At 73.5% G+C, this 12,423-nt stretch carries 7 protein-coding genes and 2 pseudogenes; 5 read left to right on the forward strand and 4 right to left on the reverse strand.

Annotated elements, in window-relative coordinates; genetic code table 11:
• Positions 1-72: 72 nt before the first annotated feature.
• The 4 genes and pseudogenes from N8I86_RS28240 to N8I86_RS28255 all read left to right on the forward strand — a co-directional run bounded on the left by N8I86_RS28240 (position 73) and on the right by N8I86_RS28255 (position 5,612).
• On the forward strand, positions 73-2,940 hold the full coding sequence (locus tag N8I86_RS28240) for a bifunctional acetate--CoA ligase family protein/GNAT family N-acetyltransferase (RefSeq protein ID WP_198960482.1): 2,868 nt from the start codon (positions 73-75) through the stop codon (positions 2,938-2,940).
• A gap of 198 nt (positions 2,941-3,138) precedes the next feature.
• A complete protein-coding gene (locus N8I86_RS28245; protein ID WP_073897907.1) occupies positions 3,139-3,726 on the forward strand; it encodes a DUF5998 family protein in 588 nt (195 codons plus the stop codon).
• Positions 3,726-4,915 (forward strand): annotated as a pseudogene (locus N8I86_RS28250) (alkaline phosphatase family protein). Before N8I86_RS28245 ends, N8I86_RS28250 begins: the two are co-directional and overlap by 1 nt.
• Before the next feature lie 46 nt (positions 4,916-4,961).
• The gene (locus N8I86_RS28255; RefSeq protein ID WP_073897644.1) at positions 4,962-5,612 is read left to right on the forward strand and encodes a thymidine kinase; all 651 of its coding nucleotides are present in this window, start codon (positions 4,962-4,964) and stop codon (positions 5,610-5,612) included.
• 45 nt (positions 5,613-5,657) lie between these two features.
• Here the strand turns inward: N8I86_RS28255 and N8I86_RS28260 are convergent, their stop codons facing one another.
• Positions 5,658-6,446 carry a VOC family protein gene (locus N8I86_RS28260; protein ID WP_073897643.1) on the reverse strand — a complete coding sequence of 263 codons (789 nt, stop codon included), beginning with the start codon at positions 6,444-6,446 and terminating at the stop codon, positions 5,658-5,660.
• 320 nt (positions 6,447-6,766) lie between these two features.
• Here N8I86_RS28260 and N8I86_RS28265 point away from each other — a divergent pair.
• Positions 6,767-7,620 (forward strand): annotated as a pseudogene (locus N8I86_RS28265) (sulfurtransferase).
• 68 nt (positions 7,621-7,688) lie between these two features.
• On the opposite strand, the gene sepH reads toward N8I86_RS28265, so the two are convergent.
• The 3 genes from sepH to N8I86_RS28280 form a co-directional block, all read right to left on the reverse strand.
• Positions 7,689-8,729 carry a septation protein SepH gene (gene sepH, locus N8I86_RS28270; RefSeq protein ID WP_073897640.1) on the reverse strand — a complete coding sequence of 347 codons (1,041 nt, stop codon included), beginning with the start codon at positions 8,727-8,729 and terminating at the stop codon, positions 7,689-7,691.
• A 1,029-nt stretch (positions 8,730-9,758) separates the two neighbouring features.
• Positions 9,759-11,078 (reverse strand): D-arabinono-1,4-lactone oxidase, encoded by a 1,320-nt coding sequence (locus N8I86_RS28275; RefSeq protein ID WP_263278990.1) that lies wholly within the window; start codon positions 11,076-11,078, stop codon positions 9,759-9,761.
• The gene (locus N8I86_RS28280; RefSeq protein ID WP_073897637.1) at positions 11,038-12,276 is read right to left on the reverse strand and encodes an MFS transporter; all 1,239 of its coding nucleotides are present in this window, start codon (positions 12,274-12,276) and stop codon (positions 11,038-11,040) included. The genes N8I86_RS28275 and N8I86_RS28280 overlap by 41 nt, the downstream gene beginning before the upstream one ends.
• Positions 12,277-12,423: the final 147 nt, after the last annotated feature.

Raw genomic sequence — 12,423 nt, forward strand, 5'->3', positions numbered from 1 at the left:
CCTCGGTCCGGCGTGGTGTCCCCCACAGACTGCCTCGCGCCGTTGTCGTACGCGAGCCGTACTCTGGGGCCCATGCAGACCTCGGCGGATCGGCAGGAGCGGCACGAGTACCCCACTCACTGGGAGGCCGACGTGGTGCTGCGCGACGGAGGCACCGCGCGCATCCGGCCCATCACCGCCGACGACGCCGACCGCCTGGTCAGCTTCTACGAGCAGGTCTCCGACGAGTCGAAGTACTACCGCTTCTTCGCACCGTACCCACGGCTCTCCGCCAAGGACGTCCACCGCTTCACGCACCACGACTTCGTGGACCGGGTGGGACTCGCGGCCACCATCGGCGGCGAGTTCATCGCCACCGTACGCTACGACCGCATCGGCGCCGACGGGATGCCCGCCTCCGCCCCCGCCGACGAGGCCGAGGTCGCCTTCCTCGTGCAGGACGCCCACCAGGGCCGCGGTGTCGCCTCCACCCTGCTGGAGCACATCGCGGCCGTCGCGCGCGAGCGCGGCATCCGCCGCTTCGCCGCCGAGGTGCTCCCCGCCAACACCAAGATGATCAAGGTGTTCACGGACGCCGGCTACACCCAGAAGCGCAGCTTCGAGGACGGGGTCGTACGCCTGGAGTTCGACCTGGAACCCACCGACCGCTCCGTCGCCGTGCAGCGCGCGCGGGAGCAGCGCGCCGAAGCCCACTCGGTCCGTCGGCTCCTCGTGCCCGGCTCCGTGGCGGTCGTCGGCGTCGGACGCACCCCCGGCGGCGTCGGCCGCAGCACCCTCGGCAACCTCCGGGACGCCGGCTACACCGGCCGGCTGCACGCCGTGAACACGGCCTTCCCCAAGGACCTCGACGAGGTCGACGGAGTGCCGGCGTACCGCTCGGTGCGGGACATCGAGGGACACGTGGACCTCGCCGTCGTCGCCGTGCCGGCCGAGCACGTGCCCTCGGTGGTCGCCGAGTGCGGGGAACACGGCGTCCAGGGGCTCGTCGTGCTCTCCTCCGGATACGCCGAGAGCGGCCCCGAGGGCCGCGAACGGCAGCGCGCCCTCGTCCGCGCCGCGCGCGCGTACGGCATGCGGATCATCGGACCGAACGCCTTCGGGGTCATCAACACCGCACCGGACGTCCGGCTGAACGCGTCCCTGGCCCCCGAGATGCCCCGCCCCGGCCGCATCGGACTGTTCGCCCAGTCCGGCGCCATCGGCATCGCCCTGCTGTCCCGGCTGCACCGGCGCGGCGGCGGCGTCACCGGCGTCACCGGCGTGTCCACCTTCGTCTCCGCCGGCAACCGCGCGGACGTCTCCGGCAACGACGTCCTCCAGTACTGGTACGACGACCCCGAGACCGACGTCGTCCTCATGTACCTGGAGTCCATCGGCAACCCCCGCAAGTTCACCCGGCTCGCCCGGCGGACGGCGGCGGCGAAGCCGCTGGTCGTGGTGCAGGGGACCGGGGCCGCGCCGCAGGGCCACGCCGTGCGGGCCACCCGGCTCCCGCACGCGACCGTCTCCGCGCTGCTCAGGCAGGCCGGGGTGATCCGGGTCGACACGATCACCGAGCTGGTCGACGCGGGCCTGCTGCTCGCCCGGCAGCCGCTGCCCGCCGGACCGCGGGTGGCGATCCTCGGCAACTCCGAGTCGCTGGGCGTGCTGACGTACGACCGCTGCCTCGCGGAGGGGCTGCGGCCCTCGCGTCCGCTGGACCTGACGACCGGGGCGACGGCGGAGGAGTTCCACCGGGCGCTGAGCGCCGCCCTGGCGGACGACACGAACGACGCCGTCGTGGTGACGGCGATCCCGGCCATCGGGGAGACGTCGCCCGGCGACGCCGAGCTCGCGGAGGCGCTGCGGTCCGCCGCGGCGGACGTCCCCGGGAAGCCGGTCCTGGTGGTGCACGTGGAGCTCGGCGGGCTGGCGGAGGCGCTGTCCGCCGCCGCGAGCACCGCACCGCAGGCCGCCGGGAAGGCATCCGGCGCCACGGACGGCGCCCACCCCGCGGTACGCCTGCCCCCGGCGGCGGAAGGACTGCCGGCCGCCGCCGCGGGACCGTCCGTGGCCATGACGCCCGCGGCGGAGGGCGCCCGTCTCATCCCGGCCTATCCCGCCGCGGAGCGCGCGGTCCGCGCCCTCGCCGAGGCCGTGCGGTACGGGCAGTGGCGGCGCGAGGCGGCCGACCCCGGGAAGGTGCCCGAGTACGACGACATCGACGAGAAGGGCGCCGCCCGGCTGATCGGCGAGCTCCTCGCGCGCGGGGAGGGGCTCACCATCTCCGACGCGCAGACCTGCGAGCTGCTCGGCGAGTACGGCATCCCCGTGCGGCGCGCGCTGCCCGCCCCCACCCCCGACGCCGCCGCCGAGGCCGCCCGCAGCCTCGGCTACCCGGTGGCCCTGAAGGCGACCGCCCCGCACCTCAGGCACCGCGCCGACCTCGGCGGCGTCCGCCTCGACCTCGCTGACGAGGAGCAACTGCGCCGCGCGTACGCCGAGTTGACCGAACTGTTCGGGAAGCCGGAGGAGCTGCGGCCGGTGGTGCAGGGGATGGCGCCGCGCGGGGTCGACACGGTCGTCCGCGCGGTGATCGATCCGGCGGCCGGGGCCGTGCTGTCCTTCGGGCTCGCCGGAGCCGCCTCGCAGCTGCTGGAGGACACGGCGCACCGGCTGGTCCCGGTCACCGACCGGGAGGCGACCTCGCTGGTGCGGTCCATCCGCACGGCGCCGCTGCTGTTCGGCTGGCGCGGTTCCACCCCCGTCGACACCCCCGCGCTGGAGGAACTGCTGCTGCGCGTCTCCCGGCTCGTGGACGACCATCCCGAGGTGGTCGCCGTCACGCTGGAGCCGGTCGTCGTCGCCCCGCACGGCGTGAGCGTCCTCGGCGCCACGGTGCGCCTCGCGCCCCCGCCGGCCCGCGACGACCTCGGCCCCCGCACGATGCCGGCGTACTGAACCGGGCGCACTCTCGCGCGGTTCCCCGCGCCCCCGGTTCGGCCGCCCGCCCGCCGGCTCCCGGTCACCGCCTGCTCGCCCCGGTCCTTCCGGGCGGCCCCGGCCCTTTCCGCCCCGGCCACGTCCCGCCCGGGCCCGTCCCGCCCGGTCCGGGCGACTGGCCCGGAGTGCCCCTGCCCTCGGATTAAGATGGACGCCATGGCCAAGACCAGTACGACGACCCAGGGGCTGCGTGCGGCGATCGAGCGCAGCGGCTACTACCCGGCCCTCGTGGCCGAGGCGGTGGAGGCCGCCGTGGGCGGCGAGCCCATCCGGTCGTACCTGGTCCACCAGGAGACGACATTCGACCAGAACGAGGTGCGCCGGCACGTGACGGTGCTGGTGCTCACCGGCAACCGCTTCATCGTCAGCCACACCGACGAGCAGGCCGCCGACACCACGTCCCCGACCCCGTACGCCACCACCTCCACCGAGTCCGTGAAGCTCGGCCGGATCTCCTCCGTCGTGGTGAGCCGCGTGGTCGCGAACCCCGAGCAGTACGCGCCGGGCACGCTGCCCCGCGAGGTCGTGCTGACCATCGGCTGGGGCGCGGTCAGCCGCATCGACCTGGAGCCCGCCGCCTGCGGCGACCCCAACTGCGACGCCGACCACGGCTACACGGGCAGCTCCACCGCGGACGACCTCAGCCTGCGCGTCAGCGAGGCCGGCGACGGCCCGGAGACGGTGCGCCAGGCGCTCGCCTTCGCGCAGGCCATCTCGGAGGCGACCGCGGACGTCAGCCGCTGATGTCCCAGCTCTCCGCCTGGGACCACCCGGAACCGCTCGCCCTGGAGTCCGCGCCGCTGCCCGAGTACGGCAGCGGCTCCCTCGCCGACCTGCTGCCCACCCTGGCCGCCGGAATGGGCGTCCCCGGCCTCACCGCCACGATCGAGGAGCTGACCCCGGCCGACCGGGCCTGCGTCTTCCTGATCGACGGGCTCGGCTGGGAGCAGCTGCGGGCGCACCCCGACGAGGCGCCGTTCCTCGCCTCCCTGCTCGGCAGCTCCCGCGGCGGCACGGGCCGCCCGCTCACCGCCGGCTACCCGGCGACCACCGCGACCTCCTCGCCTCCGTCGGCACCGGCCTCCCGCCGGGCGCCCACGGCCTGCCCGGGTACGCCGTGCGCAACCCGGCCACCGGCGAGCTGATGAACCAGCTCCGCTGGCAGCCGTACACGAACCCGCGCCCCTGGCAGCCGTACCCGACCGTCTTCCAGCTGGCCCACGAGGCCGGGGTGCACGCCGCCCAGGTGTCCTCGCCCACCTTCGCGCAGACCCCGCTCACCAAGGTGGCGCTCAGCGGTGGCACGTTCCTCGGCCGGCTGACCGGTGAGGAGCGCATGGACCTCGCGGCCGAGCAGCTCGCCGCCGGCGACCGCTCACTGGTGTACACGTACTACGCCGAACTGGACGGCGCCGGGCACCGCTACGGCGTCGCCTCCGACACCTGGCGCGGCCAGCTCATGTACGTCGACCGGCTCGTCCAGCGGCTGGCCGAGCAACTGCCGCCGCGCAGCGCGCTGTACGTCACCGCCGACCACGGCATGGTCGACGTCCCGTTCGACGAGGAGCACCGCATCGACTTCGACGCGGACTGGGAGTTGCGCGCCGGGGTCGCCCTGCTGGGCGGCGAGGGGCGGGCCCGGCACGTGTACGCGGTACCGGGCGCCGAGAACGACGTGCTGACCTGCTGGCGCGAGGTGCTCGGCGAGCAGTTCTGGGTGGCCTCGCGGGACGAGGCGATCGCGGCCGGCTGGTTCGGGCCGCACATCGACGAGCGGGTGTACCCGCGGCTCGGCGACGTGATCGCGGCGGCGCACGACGACGTCCTGATCATCGCCTCCGAACGGGAGCCCAAGGAGTCGGCGCTGGTCGGCAACCACGGTTCGATGACACCCGCCGAGCAGCTGGTCCCGCTGCTCGAAGTACGCTCCTGAACCGCCCTCCCGTCCCGACGACTCGCCGAAAGGTGCTCAACTCCTCATGCCCGAGCTGGTGTTCTTCTCCGGAACGATGGACTGCGGGAAGTCGACGCTGGCTCTGCAGATCGAGCACAACCGGTCCGCGCGCGGCCTGGTCGGCATGATCTTCACCCGCAACGACCGCGCGGGCGAGGGCAAGCTGTCCTCCCGGCTCGGCCTGGTCACCGACGCGGTGGAGGTCGCCGAGGACCAGGACCTGTACGGCTATCTCGTGGACCACCTCTCGCGGGGCCGCCGGGCCGACTACGTGATCGCCGACGAGGCCCAGTTCCTCGCCCCCGGGCAGATCGACCAGCTCGCCCGGGTGGTGGACGACCTCGGGATAGACGTGTTCGCCTTCGGGATCACCACCGACTTCCGCTCCAAGCTCTTCCCCGGCTCGCAGCGGCTGGTGGAGCTGGCCGACCGGATCGAGGTGCTCCAGGTGGAGGCCCTGTGCTGGTGCGGCGCCCGCGCCACGCACAACGCCCGCACGATAGGCGGCGAGATGGTGGTCGAGGGCGCCCAGGTGGTCGTGGGCGACGTGAACCAGTCCGCGGGCGAGGTCGGCTACGAGGTGCTGTGCCGGCGCCACCACCGGCGCCGGATGACCGCCGCGTCGGCCCGTGCGGCGGCCCTGTCCCCGGACGTCCTGCCCGTCTCACCGGCCTGAGGACGCTTCCTCCGGCCCGACCCGGGACGCCCTCGCCGGGAAGGTTCAGCGCGGGTCCTGGAGCACGTCGAACTCGGCGCCCTCCGGGTCCGCCACCGTCGCCACCCGGCCGTGCGGGCTGTCGTGGGCCGGCCGGAGCACCCGGCCGCCGAGGCGGACGACCTGCCCCAGCGTCACGTCGACGTCGGCGACCTCGAAGTACGTCCGCCAGTACGAGCCCCGGTCCCGGGGCAGCGCGTGGCCCATGCCGTGCAGGCCCGCCACCGGACGGCCGCCGAGGTGCAGCGTGACGTAGTCGAGGTCGGCGGACACCACCGGTTCCTCCTCGTAGCCGAACACGGTCGCGTAGAACTTGGCGACGCTCTCGGTCTCGAAGGTGACCAGTTCGTTCCAGGCGGGGGTGCCGGGCACCCCGGTGATCGCCGTGCCGAAGTGGGCGGACCCCTGCCAGATCCCGAACACCGCCCCGGACGGGTCGGAGGCGATGGCCATCCGCCCGGCCTCGGCCGCGTCCAGCGGGCCCACCGCGACCGTGCCCCCGCACAGCCGTACCGTGTCGGCGGTCCGGTCGACGTCGTCGGAGGCGAAATACGGGGTCCAGGCGACGGGCAGCCGGCGGTCCGGAAGGTGGCCCATCCCCGCCACCTCGCGCCCGTCGAGCAGCGCCCGCACGTAGGGGCCGAGCTGCTGCGGGCCCGGCCGGAACTCCCAGCCGAACAGCTCACCGTAGAAGTCCTCGGTGGCGGCCAGCTCGTGCACCATCAGGCTCACCCAGCAGGGCGTGCCGGGCGCGCGCCGCGCGTGCGGACCGGCCGACTCCCGTGCCTCGGTCATCGATCACTCTCTCCCCGGCCGCCTCCCGGCGGCCGTGTCGCTTCCGCTACCCGGCCGGGTGTCCACGCCGACCGCGTGTACGCCCGTGCCGGTGCCCGCATCCTCCGCCGCGCCGCCTGCCGGCCGCGCCGGGACCCGGCGGTGTCCCCGGGAGGATGCCTCTACTGCCGTCGTTCGCCGCTTCCTGACGATGGCCGGCGGATGTCCGTCGGCGGCACAGCCCGTGCTCGATCCCATACGCCTCGTGATCGAGGCTGTCCGGCCGAGCAGAGTAGCCGGACCTGGACGCCGCGGCCACCCCTGGCGTATGGATGGACGCCATGAGAGCCATCATCACCGCGACCGAACTCGCCCACGAGCTCCGCCCCGGAGCCACCCCGCCCGTGCTGCTGGACGTCCGCTGGCAGCTGAGCGTGGCCAAGGCGGCGGGTGCGCCGGCCTTCGACGGACGGGCCGAGTACGCGGCCGGTCACCTGCCCGGCGCGGTCTTCGTCGACCTGGACCGGGAGCTCGCCGCCGCGAGCGCGGGGGCGCACGGCCGCCATCCGCTGCCCGATCTCGCGGAGTTCGGCGCCGCGATGCGTCGTGCGGGCGTGTCGGCGGACCGGCCGGTCGTCGTCTACGACGGCGGACAGGGCTGGGCGGCCGCGCGCGCGTGGTGGATGCTGCGTGCGACGGGTCACCCGGACGTGCGGGTCCTCGACGGCGGGTTGCCGTCCTGGCGGGGCGACCTGTCCACGGAGACGCCCGCACCGGCCGGGGCGACTTCGTGCCGGCCCCCGTCGCCGGGCTGCTGGACGCGGACGGCGCCGCGGCCCTCGCCCGCACGGGTGTGCTGCTCGACGCCCGTGCGGGGGAGCGGTACCGCGGTGAGGTGGAGCCGATCGACCGGGTCGGCGGTCACATCCCGGGCGCGGTGTCGGCCCCGACGACGGAGAACGTGGGCCCCGACGGCCGGTTCCTGCCCGCGGCGGAGCTCAGGGACCGCTTCAAGGCCCTGGGCGTCTCCGGGGACACCCAGGTCGGCGTGTACTGCGGTTCGGGCGTCTCGGCCGCTCACGAGGTGCTCGCCCTGGCCGTCGCCGGCGTCCCCGCGGAGCTGTACGTCGGCTCGTGGTCCGAGTGGTCCTCCGACCCGTCGAGGCCCGTGGCGGTGGGCGCCGACCCGCAGTAGGAGGCGGCGGGCACGCACGAGGAGGGGGCACGCGTGCGTGCCCCCTCCTCGCGTTGTCCCGTGGCCGGTTACTCCTGCTTCTTGCGGCGCGTGCCGAACACGATCTCGTCCCAGCTCGGGACGGCCGCGCGGCGGCCGGGGCGTACACCGTCGGCCTCGGCCTGACGGTCGGTCGACCCGATGAGCCGGTCGCGGTGGCCGCCGACGGAGCGCGGCATGAGCACGTCAGCGTAGGCCGAACCGGCCGAGGCGGCGGGTGCCGGGGGCTCCTCCGCCGCGGGTTCCTCGACGGGTTCGTCCTCGGTGTCGGCCGGGCGTTCCGGGACGACCAGGTCGCCACGGAAGCTCGGCACGGCCTCCAACAGGCTGGTCAGCGAGTCGCGTTCGCCCGCGGTCTCCTCGACGGGCTCGGACGGCTGCGCCGGCAGGCTGGGCCGCTCCCGGTCGACCCGGTCGAGCGCGCGGTCCATGGTGCGTTCGCGCGGCAGCCGGGCGATGCGCGGGACGAACGGGAAGCTCGGCTCGGGCACGGCGAGGTCGTCGGACTCGCCGATCAGCGACCGCGCCTCGTCGTCCACGGCCTGCACGAGCCGCCGGGGCGGGTCGTACGTCCAGCTCGCCGAGTGCGGTTCGCCCGCGACCAGGTACACGAGGAGGACTTCCCAGGTGCCGTCGTCGCGGCGCCAGGAGTCCCACTGCACGGTGTCCTTGTCGGCACCGCGCAGCAGCAGCCGCTCCTGGACGGTCTCACCGAGCAGCGGCCCGGAGTTCTCACCGGGGCGGCGGACGGGGGTCTTGCGGGCGCGCTCGGCCATGAAGGCACGCTCGGCCAGCACGGGACCCTCGAAGCGCCGTACCCGGTCGACGGGGATGCCGGCGAGCTGGGCCACCTCTTCCGCGGTGGCACCGGCGCGTATACGCGCCTGGATGTCACGGGGCCGGAGATGGCTCTCGACCTCGATCTCGATCTGGCCGAGGCGGGGCCGGTCGCCACGGACGGCGGCACGCAGCCGCTCGTCGATCGGAAGCGTGTACTCCGTGGAGTCGGCAGCCTTCAGCACCAGTCGTGTGCCGTCATTCGAGACGGCCACGACACGCAGTTCGGGCATGGGGACCTCCCGGGTGGTGCCTGCCGACGTCACGTGCGTCGCTGCTTCCGCTAGTCGAGTGTGGCCTGCCCGGGTGCAGCCTGCCACAACCTTGCCGAGTTGCCCGGCGTGTCGGGCACGGGCCCGGGACCGCCGTTATGGCACGGTTACCTGTTCGCAACGCTAAGTGACCAACTCCGTCACCCTGTGCAACTAGCCCCCTCCCGGCGGTCCTGCAAGGCCACGGGCACCCTGGTGGGAGGCCGGACCCAGGGCTCGCAACAGTACTCCATTCGGACCATGTCCGTGGATTGGCGCGCCGCCCAACTTCTGGCAAGGAGTGCGACTTGGCCGTCCGCAACCGGTTTTGTCGATCATGAACGTGGCGAACTTCACGGAACCCCCGGAAACGGAACTAATGGTTTCGTCCGTACGTCCCTTTCTGGTGCAGACGGCCGGCCTATATCGGCAAGCGCAGGGAGTGCACCGTCATGTGCGCGCATGAGCGGTGATGTACGGGAAGGGAAGGCAGTGTCGTCGCCACCTGTGGCGGCACCGTCTTCCAGCACTTCTTCAAGCGGACCGGGGAGCAGCTGCGCGAGGCGAAGACCGCCCCCCGCCCCAGGGAACAGCTGCCGCCGGCCCCGGGCGATTTCACCGAGGGCACCGTCTACCGCGCCCGGGTGCGCGGTTGGCGCCGGCCGGTGGTCGCCGCCGCCGTGGTGTTCGGGGTGACGATGGCCGGCATCAGCACCTGGGAACTGGTGTCGGGCAACCGTTTCGGCGGCGGCGGGGGCACGACGGTCAGCGACGCCGTCACCGGACGGAGCCCGGCCCCGCGGGGGTCCGGGCCGTCGTCCCCCGCGAAGTCCGATGAGAGAGGGGTCCCTTCGAATACGCCGTTCTCCCGGGGCACGCCCTCCGCGGGCACCGGCGCCAAGACCGGGGGAAGTCCGGACCCGGCGCCCAGCGGTTCCACGGCCGGGCCGTCCGGCGGCGACGCCTCCACCTCCGGGCCGTCCCCCGCGCCCAGTGGATCCGCCGCGACGCCTACGCCCCCAGCACCCTCCGCAAGTAGTCGTTCTGGAACAGCCGTTCCGGATCCAGCCGGTTCCGCAGCTCCGTGAATTCACCGAAACGCGGGTACACCCGGGAGAAGTACTCGGCGTCCCGCGTGTGGACCTTGCCCCAGTGCGGCCGGCCCTCGTGCGCGGTGAAGATGCGCTCCGCGGCGGTGAAGTAGGCCTGATAGGGCGTACCCCGGAACATGTGCACGGCGATGTAGGCACTGTCCCTGCCGGAGGCGGTGGACAGGGCGATGTCGTCGGCCGGGGCGGTGCGCACCTCGACCGGGAAGCTGACGCGCAGCCCCGAGCGGTCGACCATGGTCCGCAGCTCGCGCAGGGTCTCCACCAGGGCTTCGCGCGGGACGGCGTACTCCATCTCCACGAAACGCACCCGGCGCGGCGAGGTGAACACCTTGTACGGGATGTCGGTGTACGACCGCGCGGACAGGGCCCTGCTGGAGACGCGCGCGAGGGCCGGGATGCCGGCGGGGACGGCCCGCCCCGCCCACTGGGCCACCTGGAAGACGCCGTTGGAGAGGAACTCGTCCTCGAACCAGCCGGCGAGCGGGCCCACGGGCTGCTCGGGCCCGGCACTGCGGTTGTTGCGCTTGGTGTTGGTACTGCCGGTGTGCGGGAACCAGTAGAACTCGAAGTGCTCGTTCTCAGCCCACAGTTGATCGAACTCGGCGAGGACCCGCTCGAAGGGCATCGGTTCCTCGCGCGCGGTGAGCAGGAAGAGGGGTTCCACGGCGAAGGTGATCGCGGTGACGACGCCGAGCGCGCCCAGGCCTATTCGGGCGGCGGCGAACACCTCCGGGTTCTCCTTCTCGGAGCAGGTGAGCACCGAGCCGTCCGCCGTGACGAGTTCGAGCCCCTTGATCTGGGCGGCGATGGAGGCGGAGTCGCGGCCCGTGCCGTGCGTGCCGGTACTGGTGGCGCCGGAGACGGTCTGCTCCATGATGTCGCCCATGTTGGTGAGCGACAGGCCCTCGCGCGCGAGAGCCGTGTTGAGCCTCTTGAGCGGGGTGCCCGCCTCCACGGTGACCGTCATCGACGAGCGGTCGATGCCGCGGATGCCGGTCAGCAGCTGAGGGCGGATCAGCACGCCGTCGGTCGCGGCGATGGAGGTGAAGGAGTGCCCGGTGCCGACGGCCTTCACCTTCAGGCCGTCCTCGGCGGCCCGGCGCACCGCGGCGGCCAGCTCCTCCACGGAGGCCGGCGCGACCTGCCGGGCGGGCCGGGCGGAGACGTTCCCGCCCCAGTTACGCCAGGTGCCGTTCTTCCCGCTCGCTGTGCTGCTCAACGGTGCCTCCCCGACCCGCGGCCGGCCTGCGCAGCCGGCGGTACCCGAGGAAACCGACCGCGATCGCGGCGGCCCCGGACGCGACCGGAACCCCGTACCCGGCACGCGCCCCGGCTGCGTCGATCACCCAGCCGGCCGCGGAGGAGCCGAGCGCGACGCCGACCGCGAGGCCGGTGCTCACCCAGGTCATGCCCTCGGTGAGCTTCGCGCGAGGTACGTGCTCTTCGATGAGGGACATCGTCGTGATCATCGTCGGTGCGATGGACAGCCCCGAAACGAACAGCGCCACGGCCAGAAGCGGCAGGTTTCCGACCAGTAGGAGGGGGATCATACTCACGGACATCGCCGCCACGCCCAGCAGCCAGCGACGTTCCGGCGCCCCGGCGAAGCGCATCAGCCCGAACACGACTCCCGCCAGGCAGGAACCGGCCGCGTACAGCGCGAGGACCAGGCTCGCGGCGCCCTGGTGGCCGCGCTCGTCGGCGAAGGCCACGGTGACCACGTCCACCGATCCGAAGATCGCGCCTGTGGCCACGAACGTGGCCACCAGGACCTGGAGTCCCGGCGCGCGCAGGGCACTGCCGCCGCCGTGGTGCTCGCGCGGGTGCGGCTCCGGCTCGGTCGCCCGCTGGGAGGTGAGCCACAGGACGCCGGCCGCCAGGAAGCACCCGGCCAGCAGGGGGCCCGCCTCCGGGAACCACGCCGTGGACAGTCCGATGGAGATGATCGGGCCGAAGATGAAGCAGACCTCGTCGACGACCGACTCGAACGAGTACGCGGTGTGCAGCTTCGGCGTGCCCCGGTACAGCGCCGCCCAGCGCGCCCGGATCATCGCGCCCAGGCTCGGCACCGAGCCGATCCCGGCGGCGCAGACGAAGAGCACCCAGTCGGGCCACCGGTAGTGGGCCGCGAGCAGCAGGCCGGCCGCCGCGACGAGGGCGACGAGGGTCGCCGGGCGCAGCACCCGGCGCTGCCCGTGCCGGTCCACCAGCCGGGATATCTGCGGCCCGACCGCCGCCGCGGACAGCGCGATGGTGGCCGACAGCGCCCCCGCGAGGCCGTACCGGCCGGTGAGCCGGGAGACCATCGTGACCACGCCGATGCCCATCATCGACAGCGGCATCCGGCCGAGGAGGCCCGCGGCGGAGAAGGCCTTGGTGCCCGGCGCGTCGAACAGGGCTCTGTAGGGGCTGGGCACGTGGTCTCCGGGACGGGTCGTAAGGCGCGAATGCAGCTGATACAGCTTACGAGTAAGGGCACCCTAAGCGCATCTGAATTCACGGCTGGAAAAACCGGACTAAACCATACGTAACTCGACTCTTCACCCTGCTGTTGCCCACCTGTC

Origin of the sequence: Streptomyces albidicamelliae (assembly GCF_025642175.1) — a bacterium.
Lineage (GTDB): Bacteria > Actinomycetota > Actinomycetes > Streptomycetales > Streptomycetaceae > Streptomyces > Streptomyces albidocamelliae.